Source organism: Comamonas sp. NyZ500 (assembly GCF_016772095.1).
GTDB lineage: Bacteria > Pseudomonadota > Gammaproteobacteria > Burkholderiales > Burkholderiaceae_C > Comamonas > Comamonas thiooxydans.
The window spans coordinates 1-23,137 of the sequence record NZ_JAEIJE010000017.1; the positions used below are offsets into that span (position 1 = coordinate 1).

A 23,137-nucleotide genomic window follows, 5' to 3' on the forward strand; every position below is an offset into this window, starting at 1 on the left:
CAAGTACAAGGACAACGCGGACAAGGGTCAGTTGCTGGTACTGCGCGGTACTTACAACCTGTCCAAGCGCACTGCGGCCTATGCCTCGCTGGGCTATATGAAGAACAGCGGCAATGCGGCCTTTGGAGCAAGCAGCGCTCAAGCTGGTGGAACACCGCTGCCTGGCGTCAACCAGACTGGCTTTGGCATGGGTCTGCGCCATACGTTCTAAAGCCGGAGCCAATACAGCGGGTGCGGGTAGCCTGGTGGCCTGCACCCGCTTCTCAAAAGAGGCAACAGTTCCTCATGAGAGGCTCGTTCACCCACATAGACCGGACATATCTACCTGCCCAAGGGCAGTCCAGGTCGGCATGAGAAGAAGCTGACAACAATGTCACCGCGCTGTCCCGCTTCTGTTGGGGTCGGATTTCTAAGATCCACACATCTCCTCCTTACCTTTATCAAGGCCTGGGAGATTGTGTTTCACCGACTTTCTTAGGAGCTCCCACCATGTCTCAACGTCGTCTCTCCATCGCGTCCATATTTGCAAGCGCAGCAGCAGTAGCTGTACTAGCCATGCCGGGGATGGCTTCGGCAGCCTATGAACACCCAGCCAATAACGAGCAAGGCGTGACTATTCACCCCGAACATTTCGTGAGTCAGAAGACGCGTGATCAAGTCAGGGCCGAAACTGCAGATGCGATGAAGAACGGTCGCCTGTCGTATGGAGAAAGCAGTTTCCCCAACTTTGCCCCCCCTGCAGGTCCCGGTAAAACACGCGAGGAAGTGATCAACGAATTGCTGCGCGAATCTCCAGCAGCACGGGAAGCTCGTTTGCAGTCCATCGCCCGCTGAGACCTATAGAGGCCTTGTTGGGGCGCCGGTCTTCCTTGACCGGCATGCTTGATCTGACTACCGGCAGCAACTGCCCCATGCTGCCGGCCGAGTGGCGATGATCAATGCTTGGATTGCCGGCATCACCCAATCCAAGCCTTTATCCGCTTCCTTCAATTGATCATCGCCGCCCCCTGAGCCGTTCTTGAAGACCAACCAACGGGGGCGGGCGAGCAGCAGACAGTGCCCTTCAATTGGCAAAGCGCAACTCACATCAAGCTTTATCGCTCACAGATAGCTTAGGTGCGCAGGCTGGAATTAGGGCTACAGCCATCGCCACAGTTCTTTGTTAACGGATTGTCTTGCCATGAAGGTATGAAACATCAGTGCTTCAGGTTGGCATCTAAAGGGGTGGCGTGATCGAATCTGCCCAGAACACCCCCTGTCCCCTGGGAGACGATTTTTCCACCCCCCTAGGGTTTGCTGTCTTTGCGTGGCCGCATTCGGCTTCTAGGCTTCTAGATTGCCAAGACTCCCTTTTTACTGAGCAAACAGAACATGGCCTTCATCAATTACGTGACTCAGATCCAGTTTGACTTTGGCGCCGTTCAAATGCTGCGCCAGGAATGCGAGCGTGTCGGTATCAGCAAGCCGCTGATCGTGACCGACCCCGGCGTCAAGGCGGCAGGAATCTTGCAAAAAGCCATAAATGCACTGGGCGGCCTGCCCCATGCAGTATTTGACCAGACTCCTTCCAACCCCACTGAAGCGGCGGTGCGCGCTGCGGCTGAAATCTACAGATCCCAGAACTGCGATGGATTGATCGCTGTGGGCGGAGGCAGTGCCATTGACTGCGCCAAAGGCGTGGCAATTGCAGCTACGCATGAAGGCCCGCTCTCGTACTACGCGACGATTGAAGGCGGCTCGCCTCGTATTACGGAGCGAGTTGCACCGCTGATTGCCGTCCCCACCACCAGCGGCACAGGCAGCGAGGTAGCGCGTGGCGCCATCATCATCGTGGACGACCATCGCAAACTGGGTTTTCACAGCTGGCATCTGGTGCCCAAGGCTGCCATCTGCGACCCCGAGCTCACCTTTGGCCTCCCCCCCATGCTGACGGCAGCAACCGGCATGGATGCCATAGCCCATTGCATGGAAACCTTTATGGCCTCGGCCTTCAATCCACCAGCTGACGGCATTGGCCTGGACGGGCTGACCCGGGGCTGGGCGCATATCGAGCGGGCCATGCTCAATGGCAACGACGCGGAAGCCCGCCGCCAATTGATGAGCGCAAGCATGCAAGGGGCCATGGCTTTTCAGAAAGGGCTGGGCTGCGTGCATAGCCTCAGTCACAGCCTGGGCGGCATCAACCCGCGCCTGCACCACGGCACGCTCAACGCTATGTTCCTGCCCGCAGTCGTGCGCTTCAATGCCGAAGCCGAAAGCGTTCAGCGCGAGGACCGCCTCAACCGCATGGCACATGCCATGGGTCTCAGCAGCGGAAGCGATATCCCCGACGCGATTCGAGATATGAATGCCCGCCTGAACCTGCCATCGGGTCTGGCTGCCATGGGCGTGGAGCGCGCGCAGTTTGATGCAATCATCAGCGGCGCACTCAAGGACCACTGCCACGCCACCAATCCACGGCTGGCATCCGCACAGGACTATGAGCAGATGCTCAGCACCTCGCTCTGACAGCACTGCACACAGTGCTCAAGCCTCAACGACAGGGCTCTGCTTGAGCGCTTCGCGCACATCGTCCATCAATTGCCTCGCCATGCTGCTGAGCACCTCGAGCTCATCGTCGGACATGTTTCGAGGCTCGTCATCAAGTATGGAAAGGCAGCCCAGCACATTGCCTTTTTTGTCCACCAGAGGCACACCCGCGTAAAAGCGCAGCTTAAGGCTATGCACCACCGAGTCGCTTGCAAATCGGGGGTCTCGCGCCAAGTCTCCGACCACAATGGCCTCTTCCTCATACACGACATAGGAGCACACCGTGCCATCACGAGGGACGCCTTGTTGAGCGCCCTCCTGCGCTGACAGCGGCAGCAGACTGCCCGGCGCAAAGACACGTTCAGCATCCACCCAGGAAACTTGAGCCCACTTGGTGTTGAAAGCGTTGACGGCCTTCTTGGCCGTATCGCGATATAGCGCTGTCAATGCTGGTGCCAGCACTCCGCTTTCATGCAGCATTTTGACGCGCTGCTCATCGTCATCGGGAATCGGGGCAGCAATCACACACTCGCCGGGATCTCCAACCTGCATGGCCTCTACCCACAGATGCAACTCACGCAGACTGGTAACGCAGGCCTGCGCTCCTGTCTGTCGGGCAAACTCGGGGTCAGCTGCCACGGCTGGAGCATTCCACAGGCACAGCACCACTCGTGCACCCGGCCAATGGCGGCGAATGCGCCGCACAATGCGTCTCGCCATGCTTTGTGGCTGGTGATTGAAGATCGACAGCACCAATAGATCCGATTGCTTCACGGCCTGAACCCACTCGCGATCCGCCAACAAGCCATTGGCATCAAACTGCAAGGACTTCGAGTCCGGGGCAAGCGCCCATCCGGAGCAGCTAACCTCATGACCATGCAAACTCTCTGCATGGGCCACCATGGCTGCGCCCAGGGCATCCACCTCCCAGCGCACACCCGCGCAATGGATGCGCAGGCATCGACGCTGATCACCTTCACCGGGAGCCGCCTGGGCATGCTCGCCACTGCTTCTAAATGCATATTGGTCCTGCAACTCATCAAGCAAGGCTGCCATGCCATTGGACAGACGCAAGCGATGTTCGGCCGTTGCCGACTCCAGATGCTGCTGGGTCGCAATACGCAGAGCAGGAATGGCAACCTCATCATAAAACCCGCTGACGGCACTGGCTCTGTCATCCTGGTTGGGCTTCGAGAGCAGACGCTCCTCCACGGACTGTACGGCCATGCTGATGGCATCATCAGCGTCATCGGCCAGCAGACGCTGGTACAGCCGTTGCTGCGGCCCGAGAACAGGCTCGCTGCCCAGCAATACCTCCATGAATTTGAGCGAAGGGATGTAGCGCCCCAGCACCAGCAGGCACACCGTCAAAGGTGTGGAAAGAATCAGGCCGATCGGCCCCCAAAGCGCTGTCCAGAAGGTTGCGGCAACAATGATTGACAAGGTCGACAAACCTGTACTTGAGCCATATAGCCACGGCTCGATCACATTGTTGCTGATCAGCTCCAGCAGCAGAATCAGGCCCAGAGTCATCAAAAACATATCCCAGCTGGGATCGACCGCAAAGGCCAGCGCCAGCGGAAATACCGCAGACATCATCGGGCCCACATAAGGCACAAATCGCATGATGGCGCCCAGCACCCCCCAGAGAATCGCCCCTGGCACACCAATGAGCAACAATCCCATGGCGAGTGGCACGCCATAGCTGACATTGACGATGAACTGCATGCGCAGATATTTGCCAATGCGCTGCGAGGCCTCATCCAGCGCATCGGTGGCCACATTGAGGTTGCCCCCCACCAGCCTAAGCAACCGATCCCTCAGCTCGTCCCTGTCAAGCAGAATCAATATGACAAACAGCAACACGATGCCTGCGGTCGTCACCGGCTCGGCAATACGCCCCAGCCACTGCAGCATCCGTGTAGTGGGCTTGGATTCGGGAGGCTGAACCTCCACTTTCTGCACCCGCGCCCTGGCGTTGTCCACGCTGGCAATCTCTTTCTCAACGGTGTTGTAGGTCTTGAAAACGCCATCCCAGGCGCTGGGCATGTTTGCGCTCTTGCGTAGGCTGCGCAATTTGTCGCGAATCGTCGATTGATAGGTCGGCAGATCGGCACTGAGTTGCTGCACCTGACTACCCAGATACATGCCCAAGCCGCCGAGTGCCGCCAGAGAAAAAGCCACGACCACAATGGCCGAAGCCATTCGCGGCAGCCCCCAGCGCTTGAGCTTGCTGACAGCAGGGTCGAGCAAAAAGCCGAACAGCATTGCCAGGGCCAGTGGAATCAGCATGTCCCGCCCGAAATAGAGGGCAAGAATCACGATGGAAGCAATCATCAGCCCGATGAGCAAACGCAGGGCCGGCAGCATTTCTGCCAGATGCACAAGCCCCGGATGCACGTTGGCCCTGGCTCGTCTGTCCATGCCCTCCCACAAACCGGGAGCTGGCTGCCGGCCCTCTCCGGCCGAACCCGCCTCTCGCGAGAAAGTCTCGATTTCGACCGGTGCCCCCGCATACGGCTTGGTTGGCGCAACCGCGCCAAAGTTGACCTCGGGGATTGCAGACGACTCATCGGACGGGGAATGCTCGTTTCGGTTCTCTGACATTGGCATCCTTGATGGACTGTTGTCTATGATTTTCTGAGACAAAGTGCGCTCATCCAGAATTCCAACTGGCTCTGCCCCCCTCTGCTGTCAGGCTTTGTCGTAAATTGCAAAAAAGCGCTATAGAGCCTCGACTCGACCCGGATCAGGTGCATGCAGCCACTGAGCAAACTCATCGGCCAGTTGCCGGCTGGCCACCGCCGCGGCATTCCAGGCCTTGGCGCGCGCATCATGGTCTGTGCCATAGCTCAGAAAATCGTGCCGATCCGGCAACTTGGCGTTCGGCAGGCAAGCCACCCAGGCGGGATCAGGGGCCAGCACAATCATCGAGTCCAGATACGAACTCGGTCCATGACGCCATTTCAGTCCCTTGTCCAACCATCCAGGAATCACCGCCTTCTGAAAATGAGGATATAGCACCACCCCATCGCCGTTACGAGAGGCCAGATAATCCAGATGCATGTGATAGTCGGTAATGCCGCCATCCCAGTAGGCCCCTTTGGGAGCATCTGAAATGTCTTGCACGGCATCCAGCACGAAAGGGATGGAGCAACTGGCTCGCAAGGCATCCATGAAATTACTCTCCGTCAGCCGGGTCTGCTCAGACCGAATGTCCTCAACACCAAAGGGAAGAGCATGCACGGCATCGCTTGCAGAAGAGGAAAAGATCACCCGCTCCAGCAAGCAGCCCAATGCCGACCGATGCAATGCATTGCCTGCAAACGCGGCCGCATAGCCCAATGGAGTGCGCCAGGGCGATGCTCGTGACAGCAGGCCACGCCCGCGGGCGGCGATCACATGCAGCCTATAGCGCGGATTCGCCAGAACCTCACCCACGCGCCCCCCGTAAAAATCCTGCAGCGACTGCGCAAACCGCTCACTGACCAGCGATGACGGCGTGCGCCTCTGCCCTTCGGGGGGATCGAAGCGCTGTGCAATATAGTCACGCTCCAGTCGCTCAAAGGCTTCCACTGGTGCGTCCAAGCAAGCCGTTGCCATGCGCCAGGCACCAATGGAGGCTCCAATCAGATCCACCGGCTGCGCGCTGGCCTGCAACCACTGGCCAAAGATGAAGCGATCCAGAGGTCCGAGAATCAAGCCCTTGGGACCGCCTGCCGCCGCCGGTATGGCTCTGACCATATCCGGCTGCAAGCCCCGCCGCTCTATAGATTGCCGCGCCTTGAGACCGGCATAGATTCGCAATGCTCTTGTGGATGACGTCATGTGGGCATTGTGCTTGCAAGCCCCGTTGCTCGCGATCAGCTCGGCGACTTCACCAGTTGAGCGTGACCGAGGTGCCGCCACCGGGCCGAGCGGAGATGCTCAGTTTCGCCCCCATGACAAGCGCTCTGCGGCGCATATTGACCCACCCCATGCCAGCAGATGCTAAGCCCGGGATTTGCCTGCCATCAGCCGGTCTGACGGGCCCCGCATCCTCAATGCTCAGGCGAGCATGCACAAAGGAGGCATCTGAAACATTTGAAGCACTTTTCCACTGTTCGTCGGCAGCCAGCGTGATCCAGAGCTCAAGCGCGTCAGTGTGCTGCAGCACATTGCTCACAGCCTCCTTCACCACTGCCATGATTTCCTCGGCCATGGCGCCGCATGGCAGACTGCCGGCATCGCCAGACATCTCCGGGTCCCAAACATCCCAGTGCAGATTCATGCCTCGATGATCCAGCACAGGTTGCAGCCGGTGCCTGAAACGCGCAAGAAGGACGCCCAGGGGTTCATTTCGGCTATCCATGGAATCAACAATCAGCCTTAGATCGAGCAGGCATTGTTCTGCGTTGCTGCGAATCGCCGGGTCCGTGCCGAGCCCTGCCAGGCTGATCAGCTGCACCAGTTGGCTGCCGATATCGTCATGCAATGCCTCCGCTATGCGCCTGCGCTCCAGCTGTACCTCTCTCGATGGACGTGCGCTTTTACGTCTGCGCCACAGCACGCTGCGATATGCCAGAGGCAACAGCCAGACGACAGCCGCCATGCTGCCTGCCGCGCCTAGCGCAGCAGTCCACCAGGGAGCTGAATTGAACACCGCTCCAGGCTGTAAAAGCCAGGGCAGCCACAGCAGCAGCTGAACACTCCACAGAACCAGCTGCCAGACGTAGGACATGGTGAAAGCGTTCGCAGACACTGGCGCCTAGAACCAGCCACGCAAGTAGGCGAAACGCACGGCCTGTGCTCGGGTGCGCACCTGGAGCTTGCGATAGATGTTCTTGATGTGCGTGTTGACCGTCATGGTGCTGATCTCCAACTGCACGCCGATCTCTGCACTGGTATTGCCACTGGCCACCATGCGCAAGACTTCGCATTCGCGGCTGGAGAGCCTGTCGGACATACCGGACCCCGGAACAGCCCCGGTAGCCGGCCGCTTGTCATACCGCTGCAACAGCCGCCTGGCGAGACTGGGAGTGATGGATGCACCGCCATTGACGACCTGCAGCACCGCTTGAGGATAGTTGCCAAACCAGGAGTTCTTGACCAGATAGCCGGTTGCTCCCAGCTCGAAGGCGTGCAACACCTGCTCCTCCGTCTCCACCACCGAAACCACAATGACCTCGGCCTGCGGGCGTTGGCTTTTCATCACCTCGATCAACTCAAGACCATCGTCAGCCCCCAGCTTCAGGTCCAGCAACATGACATCAAACTCATGTTGACGAATGGCTTTTCTTGCATCCTTGAGGTTGTCCGCCTGAGCAACCACCATGGTGCGTCGATCATTCATGATTTCCTGTGCGATCACCATGCGTAGATGCGCATCATCGTCCACCAACAGCACTCTGACGGGCTTGTCGGGCTGCCCCACCATATGATCGGGCCACATGGAAGGACTACCGAGCTCCACAGCCATGGGTCGGAGCATCAAGGCATCACCAGAGTTGTTTGCACCGTTCGGGTCCATTTCTCTCTCCTGGCCAGAGTTGCCTGCCGGGGACTCAGGATGGTGCTCAAGACACCATATAGATAAAAACTCCCCAGCGCGTCATTAGATAGTTTTTAGCAATTAAAACTGCAACTCAGCGTAAGAAAAAATGCAATTTGAGTAATCACGGTTTTCTGACGACACCTACTCAAAACCGCCGACTCCCCGTCACAGGCGCCCAGGAGCCCTAAAACTGAACATCCAGAGAGCCTGCCGCGTGCCAGTCGATGGATGCCTGACGCAGCACCATGTCGATGTCCATGCTCAGCGCCAGTCCAGTTTCGGCAGGGAAAGTCACAGCCAGCTGGCGCTCACCCCAGTTAAGCGCGCGGGTCGATGCCCGCCAGATGGCCAGATGCAGTACCCCCGTCAAAGGCTCGAATACAGGCTGCTCCATCGGCGCATGCATGAACTGAAAGGCATCGCTGATCTGCTCCGGAAAATTCCACTGCCGCGCCAGATGGGCCGTAATCTGCCCCGAGCAATAGCCCATCAGCTGCATTTCCACCTGGGGGCGCTTGGGATGCATGGGCTCCAGCAACTCGGAAAGCCTGAAGAAAGTGTCAGGGTCGGCAGCCTGCAGCAACAGCTCTCCCAGGCCATGCAGCAGTCCCAACGCATAGGCCTGCGAGGCGTTGGCCTGAACCGACATTGCAAGCGCGCGCGCCATGCGTGCCGTGTCCAGGCTGTAGCGCCAGAAATTCGCCAGACTCCAGCCTGCCGAAACATGAGATGCGCTGACTGGAGCCGCCTTCTGCACCAATTGCCGCAACTGAACCGGCGCCAGCAGCACCAGTGCTTCGGGAATGCTGTGCACGCGTTGCCCCAGCAGATGCGCTGGCCCATTGGCCGCGGCCAGCAGACGAGCGGTCAGGACCGGATCGGTGGAAAACAATTGCACCAGGCTGCGCATGCCGGGCTCCGGCTTGCGCAGCTCACTCGACAGCAGCGCAACGACGCGCGGCTGGCTTGGCAGCAATACATGCTGCTCCAGCAACGTTGACAGGCTCAATGGTTTGACGCGGCTCATCTGGATCAAAGGCAGTGGCAAGGCTGTCGCCACCACGAAATGAACACGAGTGGGCCCATAGGAAGGTCAGAGCTTTTCATCTCGATTCAGTTGCACTGGCTGGCCCATGACCAGCTGGCTGGCAAGCTTGCGTGTCAGGGGTTGTAACACGGAAAAGTGATCAGCCCCCTGAACCGAGACACAGTGCAGCTGATTCGATTTTCGTGCGGCGCACATATTGTCAAGACTGTTGATATTGCCGGGGCTCTTGCTGCCCTCGATGATCCACGTCGGGCTCTTTATGGCATGCAGCCAGTAGACGGGCGAACGCAAGCGCTTTTCATCCGCCGAGATCAAGCCCCATCTCACAGGCCAGCCATAGCCGCCGATCTCGTCCACCGGACCAAACGCGAACACCCCCTGAACGGGCAAGCCTGTCGTCGCCGTCAGCAAGGCCAGCGTGGCGCCGGTACTGTGCCCACCGAGATAGATGCGTGCCGGGTCGACATAAGACAGCTGTGCGGCCTGCAGGATGGCTGCAGCCACATCCTGCACCTCCCCCCAGAAATACTCACGCTGGCCGGGATTGTCATTGCCGCCGCGCAATGTGGGAAACAGCATCGCCATGCCAGCCTTGCGAAAAGCGCTGGCGCTTTGATCATTGGCGGCTGGCCCTTCGCTCCAGAAATCGTCCAGGCTATTGGTATCTCCCCCCGTCAGCCAGACCATCAAAGGCTGCTTCCTCCCATCTCTGGGGTCCGGGGTGACAAAGGCATTGAGTTTCAGATCCCCGCTCCGATAGCTCATGGGAACAAACAGCTGAGAAGGCGGTGTCGGCATCGGCTGGATAGGCTTATGGGCCGCCGGCAACAAGGCTGTCGCAATCTGTGTTGTCTTGCCTGCGCGAGCCTGCATCAGGTTCTGCAGAGCGATTTCGCCGGAAGCGATCTGTTGATCCACCACCTGCTCGATCTGCACCTGCTCCGCGCGCTGGCTCGCGTGCTGCTTGCGCGCGGCAGCGTGACGCACTTTGGCCATCTCATGCTCTGCCATCGCTGCACGCGTGATGCAGCGCCGCTGCTGATCTATGTTGATGCCCTCTTCCTGGGCCTTGTCAACCTGGGCAAGATTGAGCTTGACGGTATGACAAAAGTCATCGCTCTCTGGTGCCAGGGCTGGTGGCCAGACCAAGGCTGCAGGCTGCTGGGCATGGGCCTTGTCTTTGATTCTGTCCAACGATATCCAGCCGCGCGATGCCATCTTGGTGCCAATAAAGACCACCAAGATTGCCACCCCTATGGCCGGTAGTATCACCCGCCCTCTCGCTTTGCGCATTGATGTGCTCCCACAAAAAAGGCCGCCTGTAATATGAATTAAGTGGCGGCCCGGTAGGAGATTATTTCTTCAGTCCCTGCAACTTCGCAAAGGCTGATGCCATGGCGTTTTGCTGTGTGGGCTGGCTGCCACGCTGGGGTTGCGCATAGCCACCACGGTTGCCGGCGCCGTAGTTGTTGCCACGACCAGCGCCTTCAAAGCGGTTGTCGCGCGGGCCATCTCGGCGCGCAGGCGCAGCGTCCAGCTTCATGGTCAGGCTGATGCGCTTGCGGTCCACATCGACCTCCAGCACCTTGACCTTGACGATCTGGCCGGTCTTTACCACTTCACGCGCATCTTCGATGAACTTGTGACTCATCTGGCTCACGTGCACCAGCCCGTCCTGATGCACGCCCAAGTCCACAAACGCGCCGAACTGGGCCACGTTGCTGACCGTACCCTCCAGCGTCATGCCTTCCTTCAGATCCTTGATGTCTTCCACACCATCATTGAAGCGGGCGACGACAAAGTCGGGGCGCGGGTCACGGCCGGGCTTCTCCAGCTCGCCAAGAATATCCTTGATGGTCACAGCACCAAATTTGTCATTGGCAAACTGCTCAGGCTTCAGAGACTTGAGCACCTCGCCACGACCCATGATCTGGTCCACGGGCTTGCCGGTAGAGACAATGATCTGCTCCACCACGGGATAGGTTTCGGGGTGAACGCCTGTCATATCGAGCGGATTGTCGCCACCGCGAATGCGCAGAAAGCCTGCGGCCTGCTCGAAAGTCTTGGCTCCCAGACCGGCCACTTCCATCAGTTGCTTGCGGTTCTTGAACGAGCCATTGGCATCGCGCCAGCGCACGACCGACTTGGCGACCGAACCCGACAGGCCTGAGACGCGCGTCAGCAGCGGGGCCGAAGCAGTGTTCAAGTCCACACCCACGGAGTTCACGCAATCCTCGACCACAGCATCCAGCTGGCGCGCCAGCTCGCTCTGGTTCACATCGTGCTGGTACTGGCCCACGCCAATGCTCTTGGGGTCGATCTTGACCAGCTCGGCCAGCGGATCCTGCAGGCGGCGGGCAATCGATGCCGCACCACGCAGGCTCACATCGATATCGGGCATTTCCTGCGCCGCAAACTCGCTGGCCGAATAGACCGAGGCACCTGCCTCGCTCACCACCACCTTGTCGATTTTCTTGTCGGCCTTGGACGCGATCTTGATCAGGTCCGCAGCCAGCTTGTCCGTCTCGCGGCTGGCCGTGCCGTTGCCGATGGCGATCAGATTGATATCGTGCTTTTCCACCAGACGGGCGAGCACGGCCAGCGAGCCATCCCAGTCGCGGCGCGGCTCGTGGGGGTAGATGGTGGTCGTGTCCACCAGCTTGCCGGTGCTGTCCACCACGGCCACCTTGACGCCGGTGCGAATGCCGGGGTCCAGGCCGATCACGGCACGCTGGCCGGCAGGAGCCGCCAGCAGCAGGTCACGCAGATTGTCGCCAAACACCTTGATCGCCACCTTCTCGGCATCTTCGCGCAGGCGGCTGAACAGGTCGCGCTCGGTGGACAGGCTCAGCTTCACGCGCCATGTCCAGGCAACGCATTTACGAATCAGATCGTCAGCGGCGCGCTTGGCATGGCTCCAGCCCAGGTGAAGCGCAATCTTGCCCTCAGCAAGGCTGGGTTGGCCCGGTTCAGGCTCGACCGGTTGCACCAGCTTGGCTTCGAGAACCTCCAGCGCACGGCCGCGGAACACTGCCAGGGCCCGGTGCGAGGGCACGCGCCCAATCGGCTCGTCGTACTCGAAGTAGTCGCGAAACTTGGCGACTTCGGGGTCGTTTTCGTTCTTGCTCTCGACCTTCTTGGACTTGAGCAGGCCTTCATCCCACAGCCATTCGCGCAGCTTCTGCACCAGTGCCGGGTCTTCGGCCCAGCGCTCGGACAGGATGTCGCGTACGCCGTCCAGCACGGCAAAGGTGGTGCTGAAGTCGGGGCCGGGCTTGCCATCGTCCAGGGTCGTCGCTGGCTTGCAGAAAGCCTCGGCTTCCTTGTGCGGATCCAGTGTGGGGTCGGCAAACAGCTTGTCGGCCAGCGGCTCGATGCCGAATTCCTTGGCAATCTGGCCCTTGGTACGGCGCTTTTGCTTGAAGGGCAGGTAAATGTCCTCCAGCTCCTGCTTGGTCGGCGCACTGGCAATCGCCAGGCGCAGCGCATCGGTCAGCTTGCCCTGCTCGTCAATGGCCTTGAGCACCGTCTCACGGCGGTCGTCCAGCTCGCGCAGATAGGTCAGGCGCTCGTCCAGCGTGCGCAGCTGCGTATCGTCCAGACCGCCCGTGGCCTCCTTGCGGTAGCGGGCCACAAACGGAACCGTGGCGCCGCCATCGAGCAACTCCACAGCCGCGCTCACCTGCTGCGGCTTGACATTCAGTTCTTGAGCAATCTGACCAATGATTTTTTGCATTCGATATTCGCCCCACGGCGTTCAACACAGGAAGCCAATGAGTTTGCCATAGGCATGCCGCCAGACTGCCCTCGATATCCAGCATAAGTGCAAGCAAACCTTAAAAACTATGCTTTCCATAGCTGCTTTCCCTTGATGAGCATGCACGGAAGGCCAATTTCATTAAAATTATTGCGACATGCCCGATACCTTCCAGGACGATTTTTTTGCCGATGAGCTGCCTCCACCCGGAGACGGTACCGGTAAGGCTCGGACTGAAGAAGCGCCGCAGGCCGATGACACAGTTGAACGCAAACCCAGGCGCGGCGCTATTTCTCTGGCCCCTGCAGCTGCGCAGTACCAGGACCTGGCCGCGCAACTGCCTCCCCTGCTGCGCATGGGCGTCTCGACCTGGTCCTACCCGGGCTGGGAAGGCCTGGTCTGGGACGGTGCGTACGACAGCAGCGTGCTGGCCAAAAAAGGTCTGACGGCCTATCACCAGCACCCGCTGCTGCGCACCGTCTGTGTCGACCGTACCTTCTGGCGACCGCTGACGGCCAGCCAATATGCCGCATTTGCTGCTCAGGTCGATGACGACTTTCGCTTTGTCGTCAAATGCCCGGCCGGTATCACCGATGCCCAGGTACGCAGCGAGGAAGGCAAGCCGCGCGAGAGCAACCCGGCGTTTCTCGACCCCAACCTGGCCATAGAGCATTTTGTGCAGCCTACTCTCGAAGGGCTGGGCAGCAAGCTGGGCGTTCTGGTCTTTCAGCTCAGCCCCCTGCCCTGGAGTCTGCTCAGCCGCCCCGGCCTGCTGATGGACAAGCTGGGCCTGCTGCTGTCCGCCGTAAGGCAGGCGCTACAAGCACATCCGCAAGTCGTCGTGGCCGTGGAGGTCAGAGACCCCGAGCTGCTGACCCCGGCGCTGCCCCAGACACTCAAGACCCATGGCGCGACCTATTGCCTGGGCCTGCACGGCAAGATGCCGCCCATCGAGGCGCAACTCGACATGCTGCGTGCGCTATGGCCCGGGCCGCTGGTGTGCCGCTGGAATCTGAATCGTATCTTTGGCGCCTACGGCTATGCCGATGCCCAGAAGAAGCACCAGCCGTTCAACGAGATCCTCAGCGAGGATCTGCATACCCGGGAGCGGCTGGCCCGCACGATTGCCGGCATCACCGGTGCCGGTCAACCCGCTTTCGTGACCATCAGCAACGATGCCGAGGGATGTGCCCCACGCTCGATAGCGCTGCTGGCGCAGGCGCTTGCGCGTCTTTCAGACTCAGGCTCTGACAAACATCCGCGGCCGTCATCCTGAATTAATACTCGAATCCCCTCAGACGCTTACGTTCAAAGCGCTGATGGCTATCAAAAACAAAGCCCGGCAGGCCACAAACCTGCCGGGCTTTTTGAATGAGGACTTCAATCAGTCCTTCAGCGCCGCCAGCGGGTGCGAGTGCGCAGGCCATGGGCTGTCAAAGAACGCACGCCACTCGGAATCGCTCACCTCTTCGATGCTGGCGGGATTCCAGCGCGGGCTGTGATCCTTGTCCACCGCTAGTGCGCGGACGCCTTCCACGGTCTCGCTGCGACCCGGGCGCAGATAAAAGCAGTGGCGCACCATATCGCGCTCCATGCGCAGATCTTCGGCCAGACCCATCTGGCGCGCGCGGCGGATCTGCTCCAGCACCACATGCAGCATCAGGGGCGAGCGCTTGCGCAGCGTGGCAGCTTCGGCCTGGGCCCAGTCGCTGCCAGCCTGCAAGGCCTGCACAACCGCAGCCACCGTGGGTTGAGAAAAACAGGCATCGATTTCCGCGCGGTGAGCGGTTGTCTTGGGCTCGGCGCTCACAAAGCGGGAGCGTACCACGGCATTGAGCGCCTCCACATTGGCAAAATCCGTGGTTGCCAGGGTCTCCCACAGCTCTGCCTGCTGTTCGGCAGGAATGCAGCCATCGGCCAGACCAAAAGCCAGGGCATCGCCCGCGCCTATGGTGTCGCCGGTCAAGGCCAGCCATTCGCCCACGGCACCGGGGCAGCGCGAGAGGAAATAGCCGCCCCCCACATCGGGGAACAGGCCAATGGCCGTCTCGGGCATTGCCATCTTGGTGCGCTCGGTCACGATACGCAGCGAGCCACCCTGGCTGATGCCCATGCCGCCGCCCATGACGATGCCATCCATGAAAGCGATATAGGGCTTGCCAAAGCTGTGAATCAGATGGTTGAGCGCATATTCCTCGGTGAAGAAATCTTCGAGCTGCGGATTGCCGCTGCTGCCGGCCGCGTGCAGGAAACGAATGTCGCCACCGGCGCAGAACGCCCCGAACACCCCTTCCTTGTTGCTGCCACGAATGGCCACGCCCAGAATCGAGTCGTCTTTTTGCCAGGCCAGCAAAGTACCCAGCAGATCGCGCACCATGCCCAGAGACAGCGCGTTGAGCGCCTTGGGCCGGTTGAGCGTAATCATGCCCAGCTTGCCACGGACTTCGGCAATCACATCGGACATATCGGCGCTCGGGGTGGGGGTCATTGTCTTGCTCCTTGAATCAATTCCATGCTGGTCGCCAATCGGTCGCCAGGCCATGCGCACCGATTATGCGGTTTCACTCCACGCAAGCAGGGACAAGGACGTGACAAATACCGCCAGCATCGCAGCCACAAAGCCCGAGCGGTCTGCAATGCTGACTAATATGGGAGCCGTGCCAGGCTGCAGCTTCACCAGCTTCTGCGGCCCACCTTCTGCCTCATGAACGATCTGCCACCACCGCCCGAAACCCCTCGCGAAGAACCGCACCTGGAATCCAAGCAGCTTTCCGCGCCGCTGCGCTATCTGCTCATTGCCTTTGCGCTGGTTTGCGTGATATTGGGGCTGATAGGCGCCGTGGTTCCCGGCATGCCCACCACGGTATTCATATTGATGGCCGCCTGGGCGGCTGTGCGCAGCTCACCCAGACTGCATCGCTGGCTCTATGCTCACCGTGTGTTCGGCCCGCTGCTGCACAACTGGGACACTGGCGGCAAGGTCAGCCGCCGTGCCAAATGGACGGCAACCGTCAGCATGGGCGCCAGCAGCCTGCTGATTTTGTATTTCTCGTACAAGCCATGGCTCACGGCCATGACGCTGAGCATCATGGCCTGCGTATTGCTCTGGCTGTGGCTCAGGCCGGAGCCGTAGGTTTAGAGCAGCTCACAGCACCGTTCCACGAAGCGTGTGCAGGCAAATGCTGCCGCCAATTCTTGGTTCTGGACAACACACGCCACAGAGCAGGAAAGACAAACAGCTAGGGCAAGTGTCTGCCCCAACAATGCCTACTCTGGCCACGGCATCGGTCGCGTGCATCGACATGCTGGAGCCTGTCTCGCAGGGAACCGGCGCGGAAGCAACCAGGCCGACCCGCGTGGGCCGGGCGACAATGTGGGCAGGCTGGACAAGGCCGCCTGGGGACACCAAGACAAGCACTGGTACATGAGCCCGTTGCGGGCGAGTGCCTGTGCAAGCACATGGAAGCCAGCGACGCCAGCAATATCCCGATGGCCTACACGCAGGTGTCAGCCAGGGGCTGGGAAGGTGACCGCACATCCGGGAAAAGTTGCGCGCCTGCGCCGATGAACATAAAACGCCAAGGCCGCACGATGATCAACATCAAGGGCAGCAGAAAACCGAGTCACCAGCTGATCGACGTCAAGTGCTGCGCCTTCACGCGGTAGCGCAGCGCATCAGCGGCCGCTGCGGCATTGGCGGGCTGCGCTGGTGTGACTCCCCAAGCACAGCGATGCTCTCGCCATGCTTTCTCTCCGTATCTCATTGGCAGGTGCCAACGTAACAAAGAATGTCCTGATCCACAGGCAATCGACTCGAACTGCATGCCCAGGGAGGGTTTGACCCACAGAGTATTGCGACCAATGACGGGCGTGACTGCGGCAACGAAGCTGCGTGATCGCCGCTACGAGCGAGCAGATGGGTAGGCTGCAGCATGAACACGCTCCTGACGCGACTCTTCAAGGTGCTCCATGAACGTGGTGCCTGTGTAGCGGGAGCGGAACAGGCCGGCTTCCACCAGGCGGGGCACCAACTGCTCCAGCACGCAATGCAGGGACTCGACGGAGCCGCCGGGCGCGGCCAGAAAGCCGTCGATGGCGCCGGCTGCGCTCCATTCGACGATCTGCTCGACGGCATCGTCCACCGTGCCGACCACCTGCCAGTGCGCAGCCGAGAGGATCTCCGGCCGCAGCAGCAACTCGTCGATCCGCAGTGACTCGCGCTCGATCAGGCGCCTGAGCAGGCCCGCATGCGTGCGGCTGGAGGGCGTCGCCACAGGCACCGGCAGGTCAGCTCCGGTAATCGGTCGGTCCGCAGGCCAGTCCGTGAGGTCCAGGCCGATCATGGCCTTGATCGAGGCCAGCTTGCGGTCCCGGTCCACGCGGCCATGGGTCTGCCTGAACAGCTCCCGGGCCTGCTCGCGGCTGTCGGCCAGGTACAGGCTCAGGCCCGGCAGCAGGCGCACATCCTGGGCCTGGCGGCCATGGCGCTGCGCGCGCTGCGACAGGTCCCGGCGCAGCTCCAGTGCCGCGTCGAGGTCGGGCGTGGGCGCGAAGACGATGTCGGCCACCGAGGCGGCGAAGTCGCGCCCGGTGCTGGATGCGCCTGCCTGAACCAGCGGAATTCGCGGGCCACCGAAGGCGGGCAGGTTCAGGGGGCCGCGCACCTTCAGATGCGGCCCCTCGTGGTCTATGGGGCGCACCAGTGAAGCATCGGCATAGCGGCCGCTGCCCCGGTCGATCTTCAAGGCCTCGTTGGGAAAGCTGTCCCACAGCCGGCGCACCACCTCTGTGAACTCGGCAGCCCGTGCATAGCGTTCGTCGGCGTCGGGCATGGCCTGCAGTCCGAAATTCTCGTGGCCCTGCAAGGCGGTGACGATGTTCCAGCCAGCGCGGCCCTTGCTGATCCAGTGCAGCGACTGGAGCTGGCGCGCGACCGCATAGGGCGGGAAAAACGTGGTCGATACCGTGGACACCAGGCCGATGCGCGAAGTCTCGCGCGCAAGCGCGGCCATCAATACCGTGGGGTCCAGGCTGGCGAAGCCGGCGCCCGTCTCCAGAACCTCCATGGGCAGAAAGCTCACGTCGGGCCGGAAGACGAAGTCCAGGTGCGCGGCCTCGGCGCGCCGGGCCAGGTCAAGGGCGAAGTCGCTGGAATACAGCCCTTCGATATTGCTGCCGGGCCGCCTCCAGGCATCGCCGCTCAGCCAGGTGGGGGCCAGCGAAAGGCCGATGTGCAGTGGTTTGCGCTTTGTCATGCTTGCATCCTTCTCCTCTTAGAACGTTCCGCGTACGCCCACGCCGATCATGCGTGGCGCCGTCATGCTGGCCTCGATGCCGCCGATGCCGCGGTTTTGCTGCAGGTAAGTGGGTGCCCGCCTGTCGAAGACGTTCTTGATGTAGCCGTACAGCTGCACGTGCGCGTTGTACGCGTAGCTCATGCGCAGGTCGGTGATGGTGTTGGAGCCAACCACATAGGCACGGGTGTTGGCTGTATCGGAGTAGTAGCCGTCCAGGTGGCGCACCTGAGCCGAGACATTGAACCGGGGAGTGGCATCCCAGCTCACGCCGACGCTGACGGTGTAGCCGGGCGAGCGGGCGAAGCGGTTGTGCTCGTAGCCGGGGTTGCTGCTCATCTCCTCGATCCTCGTGCGCAGCACGCCGGCGCCGGCCTTGATCCTCAGATTGTCCAGCGCGCGGTAGTCGGCGCCCAGCTCAAAGCCGTAGGCATGGGCCTTCTCGGCGTTGATGGTGTAGGACTGAGCCACGCCCGGCGAGATCACCACCGGGATGTTGTACTGCGCATCCCGCATGTCCATGTAGAACAGATTGGTGTTGAGCATCAGCCTGTCATCGAGCAGGCTGGTGCGGCTAAACAGCTCGTAATTCCAGATCGACTCCTTCTTGAAGTAGGCCCATTGCCGGCTGGTGAGGTTCAGCGAGACGCCGCCCGGGTTGTAGCCACGGCTGACCAAGGCACCCACCGTCCAGCGTGGCGTGGCTGCATAGGCCAACGAGACCTTGGGCAACAGGGCCGAGAAGGTCTTGGTGTAACCCAGGGGGGTGGGCGCCAGCACCGAGCTGCCGTTGCGCACCACCTCGTCCTGCTGGTAGCGCAGCCCGCTGCTCAGGGTCCAGCGATCGGTCAGGCGCAAGTTCAGCTCGCCGAAGACACCCAGGTTCTTTTTCGTGTCATCGAAGGCGGACAGGCCGCGCAGCAGCAGGCTTTCGTCAGTGCTGGTACGGGCGTAATAGATGCCGCCGAAGCCGCTCAGGCGATCTTTTTCGTTGCCCACGAAGGCGCGGAATTCGTTGGAGAAATTATTCTGGCGGATATCGGCATCACCCTCGCCGGAAATGCCGGTGTAGCGCTGCACGGACGAGCGCGAATACTGGGCCTGGTTGACCAGCCGCATGCCGTTGCCCAGTTCGTAGCTCAGGTCGAAAATGCCGGTATCGGTCTTTTGCGTCCAGCCGGGCATGGTCGTCGTCCAGTGCTTGAGCCCGCTGAACGGTGCTGAAGCGGCCTCCTGGGTCGGGCGGTTGCTGTCATTGTGCGAGTAAGTGAATTTGGCTTCCAGGCCGGGAATGCTGTTTGGCAGCCACAGGAGTTTCAGGCGCGCGTTGAGCGCACGGAAATCCTGGTTGGCCTGGCCCTGCTGGAACCGCGGATTGTTGTAGTCGATAAAGGTGTCGCGCCCCGCATAGTCCACGGCAAGCCGCGCGGCCAGCTCCTCACCCACGGGGCCGGAGACGGCGATGGAGGCGCGGCGCGAGTTGTAGTTGCCGGCCTCCAGCTGGTAGGCCGCCTCGGGCTTGAAGCTCGGATCCTTGGTATTGACGATGATCGCGCCCGCTATCGCATTCGCGCCCTGCGAGGTGGTCTGGGGACCGCGGAACACCTCGATGCTCTCCACATCCCAGACCGAGGTCGCGCCGAAGAACATCTCGTTGTAATTGAGGTAGTGGCCATCGAGGTTGATGGTGGCGCGCGGTACCGTACCGCCCCAGAAGACGTTCTGCCCGTTGTTGGGGCCCTGCGTGTCCTGCCCGCGGATGATGGGTGCACCCACCGTGTCGGTGTAGACCACGTTGGGCACGTCATGCAGCACCTCGTGGACCGAGGCATTGCCGCTCTCCTCCTTCTCGATGTCCTTGCCAGACTTGACCGACACGGAGGATGCCGTGTCCTTGAGTTCTCGCCTGACCTTTTCACCGCTGACCACGACCACGTCAAGCGTGGCGGTTTCCTCCTCGGAGCCCGACACACCCTGCGCAAAGACTCCGGCTGGCGCCATCAAGGTAGAGAGTACGACAGCGCCCGCCCGGGAGGGGAGCCTGCGATGCAAACACAGTTTCACGGCATCTTCCTTTAATGAGAATGATTCTTGTTTTTATGTTACAGCATGACGCATGGAAATTCCACCATTAGGAATTCATTCCCATCTGCGGAAAACAAGAACGACACTGAAAAGATGTATGCGTACCGGGGGGGCCTTCCACCCGAAAGGAGCCGGTATCATCGAGACCAGCGGCGCCCGGGCGCCCACCTGCGATGCTCCAAGTACAGGCAAGGAAGCCGAGCCTTTGAAAACAACAACACCTCAGACAACCGCCGGGGAGAAACGCTCCGGCACCATCCAGTCGGTCTCGATCGCCGCCCGCTTCCTCATGGTCCTGGCCAATGCCGAAAGCGAGCTGGCGCTTGGCGAGGTGGCAAGGCGTACCGGAACGGGGGGCTCCACGGCCCACCGCTACCTGCAAAGCCTGGTCAAGGAAGGTCTGGCAAGACAGGACCCGGCCAGCGGCCTCTACGACCTTGGCAGCGCGGCACTGAGCATCGGCATTGGCGCGCTCAAGCGCGTGGATGCGGTGGAAATTGCGGCGCAGCATATGAAGTCGCTGACACACCAGCACGCGCTCAGCGGCGGCGTGGCCATCTGGACCGACCGCGGGCCGACCCTGGTGCGCTGGTACCGAAGCGCCTACTTCTCTATCAATCCGCTGGCGCTTGGCGACATCCTTCCCATAGACAACACCGCCTGCGGTCTGGTGTTCCAGGCCTTCCTGCCCAAGGCCACCATCGACGCCGCGCGCCGCCAGCAACCCGCCCATTTCCGCGGCAAGCCACCGACCAAGGCCGTGCTCGATGAAGTGCGCGAGCGCTGCTGGTCCGAATTGACCAGCCACCTTCTGTCCAACGTCACGGGCCAGGCAGCCCCGGTGTTCGACGCACAGCATGAGATCGCCTGCGCGGTCACCACTGTCTCTGACCTGGGCCAGCTCAAGTCGCCCGACGACAGGCATGCGCTGCTGCGCGAAGCCAGCCTGATCAACCAGGCCACAGGCGGACGAGCCTTTGGCTCAGACTCTCCCTAGAAGCGACGCGCAGGAAGATACCCAGGCGCTTCAGCCTTCCATCGCATGCACCGCCTTGCGCCCTCTTGGCACCACCAGAGGAGTCCCGGTCACAGGGTCAGGAATGATCACCGATGACAGGCCGAACACCTCCTCGACCAATTGCTCGGTAAAGATCGCTCCAGGCTTGCCCTGTGCGGCGATGCGCCCGTCGCGCATGGCGATCAGGTGTGAGGCGTAGCGGCAGGCCTGGTTGAGATCGTGCAGCACCGCAATCACGGTGCGGCCGGCCCGGTTGATGTCCGCCAGCAGCTCCAGCAACTCGATCTGGTGTGCAATGTCCAGAAACGTCGTGGGCTCGTCCAGCAACAGGATGGGCGTCTGCTGCGCCAGCACCATCGCAATCCACACACGTTGGCGCTGCCCGCCTGACAACTCGTCCAGAAGCCGGTCCGAAAGGGCCATCACATCAGTGGCCTGCATGGCCTCGGCCACCGCCTGCTCGTCGACATCCGTCCACTGCTTCAGGAAAGACTGATGGGGGTAGCGCCCACGCGCCACCAGGTCTGCCACCGTGATGCCCTCGGGCGCGATCGCGCTTTGCGGCAGCAATCCCAGGCGCCGCGCGACCTCCTTGGCAGGCCATTGCGCGATATGCCTGCCATCCAGGATGACCCTCCCTATGGCCGGTGCCAGCAGGCGCGACAGCGCGCGCAGCAGGGTGGACTTGCCGCAGGCGTTCGGCCCCACGATGACGGAAAAGGAGCCATCGGGAACAGCAAGGGACAGGCCCTGCGAAATGGTGCGCTCGCCGTAGCGCAGCGTCACTGCATCAGCACTCAGTCGATATGTCATGGCCGGTCATGCCCCACAAGCAATAGGTCCTTAGGCATTACAAATTCGGAATGCATTCTACAATGAGGAACACCCTAAAGAACCTTGATGTACTCGGCCCTGTCGCGGTCAGATCGATATGAACAGACTAAAACTTACCGCCCTGGGGGCGGCTGCGGCACTGTCCGTGCTGGCCGGTATCGCGCTCATGCAGCGCAACGCCGTCCACGAGGCCGGCGCCACGCAGCAGGCCTCTCTACCGCAGCGCATCGTGTCCACCTCGCCCAGCGTGACGGGCATCCTGTTGGCCATCGATGCCCCCGTGGCGGCAACCGCAGCCACCACGCCCAGCCGGTTGACCGATGACAAGGGCTTTTTCTCGCAATGGGCCCACGTTGCCGACGAGCGTGGCGTACAGGTGCTCTACCGCAACCTGCAGTTCGACATTGAGGCAGTCCTGGGCGCCAACCCTGATCTGCTGGTGGCCTCTGCCACCGGCGCCGACAGCGTGGCCCAGCACCGTTCCGAGCTGCAGGCCCAGGGCGTTCCCATGGTCGTGGTCGACTACTCCAGCCAGTCCTGGCAGGACATCGCCACACAGTTGGGCAGCATCACCGGTCGCACGAAGGAGGCTGCGGCGGCGATTGCCCGCTTCGATGCCCACGTCGCCCAGGCCGCCGCATCCATCACGCCACCCACCAAGCCGGTCAGCATCGTCGCCTACAACCTGGCCGGCAGCTACTCAATAGGCCGAGCCGCCAGCCCGCATGCACGACTGCTGGCCGCGCTGGGCTTCAAGGTGGAAGGCCTTCCGCCCACGCTGGCCGCTCAGGTGACGCGTTCCTCGGACTTTGAATTCATTTCCCGCGAAAACCTGTCGGCCGCCATCACCGGGGATGCCGTCTTTCTGCTGGGCGCCTCGCAAAGCGATGTCCAGGCCTTCCTAGCCGATCCTCTGCTGGCCAACCTTCCCGCCGTCGCCGGCCGGCGCGTCTATGCGCTGGGGCCGACATCGTTTCGCATCGACTACTACTCCGGGCAACAGATGGTCGATGCCGTGGCCAGCCATTTCCACTGAGCC

At 61.2% G+C, this 23,137-nt stretch carries 18 protein-coding genes and 1 pseudogene; 8 read left to right on the forward strand and 11 right to left on the reverse strand.

Annotated features, from left to right (window positions below; all coding sequences use genetic code 11):
- The 3 genes and pseudogenes from JAO85_RS20220 to JAO85_RS20230 form a co-directional block, all read left to right on the forward strand.
- Positions 1–211 (forward strand): annotated as a pseudogene (locus JAO85_RS20220) (porin); the annotation flags it as partial.
- Between the two features lie 278 nt (positions 212–489).
- Positions 490–834 carry a DUF4148 domain-containing protein gene (locus JAO85_RS20225; RefSeq protein WP_202788852.1) on the forward strand — a complete coding sequence of 115 codons (345 nt, stop codon included), beginning with the start codon at positions 490–492 and terminating at the stop codon, positions 832–834.
- Between the two features lie 537 nt (positions 835–1,371).
- A complete protein-coding gene (locus tag JAO85_RS20230; RefSeq protein ID WP_012837752.1) occupies positions 1,372–2,508 on the forward strand; it encodes an iron-containing alcohol dehydrogenase in 1,137 nt (378 codons plus the stop codon).
- 18 nt (positions 2,509–2,526) lie between these two features.
- On the opposite strand, the gene JAO85_RS20235 is transcribed toward JAO85_RS20230, so the two are convergent.
- From JAO85_RS20235 to JAO85_RS20265, 7 genes are all read right to left on the reverse strand, one after another.
- Positions 2,527–4,953, reverse strand: a complete 2,427-nt coding sequence (locus JAO85_RS20235) for an AI-2E family transporter (RefSeq protein WP_202788915.1) — start codon at positions 4,951–4,953, stop codon at positions 2,527–2,529.
- 300 nt (positions 4,954–5,253) lie between these two features.
- Positions 5,254–6,273 (reverse strand): patatin-like phospholipase family protein, encoded by a 1,020-nt coding sequence (locus tag JAO85_RS20240; protein WP_202788853.1) that lies wholly within the window; start codon positions 6,271–6,273, stop codon positions 5,254–5,256.
- A 133-nt stretch (positions 6,274–6,406) separates the two neighbouring features.
- Positions 6,407–7,003 carry a sensor histidine kinase gene (locus tag JAO85_RS20245; RefSeq protein ID WP_237734926.1) on the reverse strand — a complete coding sequence of 199 codons (597 nt, stop codon included), beginning with the start codon at positions 7,001–7,003 and terminating at the stop codon, positions 6,407–6,409.
- A 273-nt stretch (positions 7,004–7,276) separates the two neighbouring features.
- The gene (locus JAO85_RS20250; protein WP_003063334.1) at positions 7,277–8,038 is read right to left on the reverse strand and encodes a response regulator transcription factor; all 762 of its coding nucleotides are present in this window, start codon (positions 8,036–8,038) and stop codon (positions 7,277–7,279) included.
- A gap of 208 nt (positions 8,039–8,246) precedes the next feature.
- Entirely contained in the window at positions 8,247–9,089 is an 843-nt protein-coding gene (locus JAO85_RS20255; protein ID WP_039050926.1) for an HDOD domain-containing protein, read from the reverse strand.
- A 66-nt stretch (positions 9,090–9,155) separates the two neighbouring features.
- Complete coding sequence (locus tag JAO85_RS20260) at positions 9,156–10,349, reverse strand: alpha/beta hydrolase family protein (RefSeq protein WP_370552213.1); 1,194 nt, start codon at positions 10,347–10,349, stop codon at positions 9,156–9,158.
- Positions 10,350–10,464: 115 nt separating this feature from the next.
- The gene (locus tag JAO85_RS20265) at positions 10,465–12,846 is read right to left on the reverse strand and encodes a Tex family protein (protein ID WP_039050916.1); all 2,382 of its coding nucleotides are present in this window, start codon (positions 12,844–12,846) and stop codon (positions 10,465–10,467) included.
- Between the two features lie 178 nt (positions 12,847–13,024).
- On the opposite strand from JAO85_RS20265, the gene JAO85_RS20270 reads away from it, so the two are divergent.
- Entirely contained in the window at positions 13,025–14,143 is a 1,119-nt protein-coding gene (locus tag JAO85_RS20270; RefSeq protein WP_054075354.1) for a DUF72 domain-containing protein, read from the forward strand.
- 108 nt (positions 14,144–14,251) lie between these two features.
- Here the strand turns inward: JAO85_RS20270 and JAO85_RS20275 are convergent, their stop codons facing one another.
- A complete protein-coding gene (locus JAO85_RS20275; protein ID WP_202788856.1) occupies positions 14,252–15,355 on the reverse strand; it encodes an enoyl-CoA hydratase/isomerase family protein in 1,104 nt (367 codons plus the stop codon).
- Positions 15,356–15,571: 216 nt separating this feature from the next.
- Here JAO85_RS20275 and JAO85_RS20280 point away from each other — a divergent pair, with 216 nt between their 5' ends.
- Positions 15,572–16,000 carry a YbaN family protein gene (locus JAO85_RS20280; RefSeq protein WP_054075352.1) on the forward strand — a complete coding sequence of 143 codons (429 nt, stop codon included), beginning with the start codon at positions 15,572–15,574 and terminating at the stop codon, positions 15,998–16,000.
- 326 nt (positions 16,001–16,326) lie between these two features.
- On the forward strand, positions 16,327–16,533 hold the full coding sequence (locus JAO85_RS20285; RefSeq protein ID WP_054075351.1) for a hypothetical protein: 207 nt from the start codon (positions 16,327–16,329) through the stop codon (positions 16,531–16,533).
- A gap of 236 nt (positions 16,534–16,769) precedes the next feature.
- Here the strand turns inward: JAO85_RS20285 and JAO85_RS20290 are convergent, their stop codons facing one another.
- Entirely contained in the window at positions 16,770–18,122 is a 1,353-nt protein-coding gene (locus JAO85_RS20290) for an NtaA/DmoA family FMN-dependent monooxygenase (protein ID WP_054075350.1), read from the reverse strand.
- A gap of 18 nt (positions 18,123–18,140) precedes the next feature.
- Entirely contained in the window at positions 18,141–20,225 is a 2,085-nt protein-coding gene (locus tag JAO85_RS20295) for a TonB-dependent receptor domain-containing protein (protein WP_202788857.1), read from the reverse strand.
- 118 nt (positions 20,226–20,343) lie between these two features.
- Here JAO85_RS20295 and JAO85_RS20300 point away from each other — a divergent pair, with 118 nt between their 5' ends.
- Positions 20,344–21,243: an IclR family transcriptional regulator gene (locus tag JAO85_RS20300; RefSeq protein ID WP_034356617.1), complete on the forward strand. Its 900-nt coding sequence runs from the start codon at positions 20,344–20,346 to the stop codon at positions 21,241–21,243.
- A 30-nt stretch (positions 21,244–21,273) separates the two neighbouring features.
- Here JAO85_RS20300 and JAO85_RS20305 read toward each other — a convergent pair whose 3' ends face one another.
- Complete coding sequence (locus tag JAO85_RS20305) at positions 21,274–22,077, reverse strand: ABC transporter ATP-binding protein (protein ID WP_087864594.1); 804 nt, start codon at positions 22,075–22,077, stop codon at positions 21,274–21,276.
- Positions 22,078–22,195: 118 nt separating this feature from the next.
- On the opposite strand from JAO85_RS20305, the gene fepB reads away from it, so the two are divergent.
- Positions 22,196–23,134, forward strand: coding sequence for a Fe2+-enterobactin ABC transporter substrate-binding protein (fepB, locus tag JAO85_RS20310; RefSeq protein WP_202788858.1), 939 nt, complete (start codon positions 22,196–22,198; stop codon positions 23,132–23,134).
- Positions 23,135–23,137 lie beyond the last annotated feature (3 nt).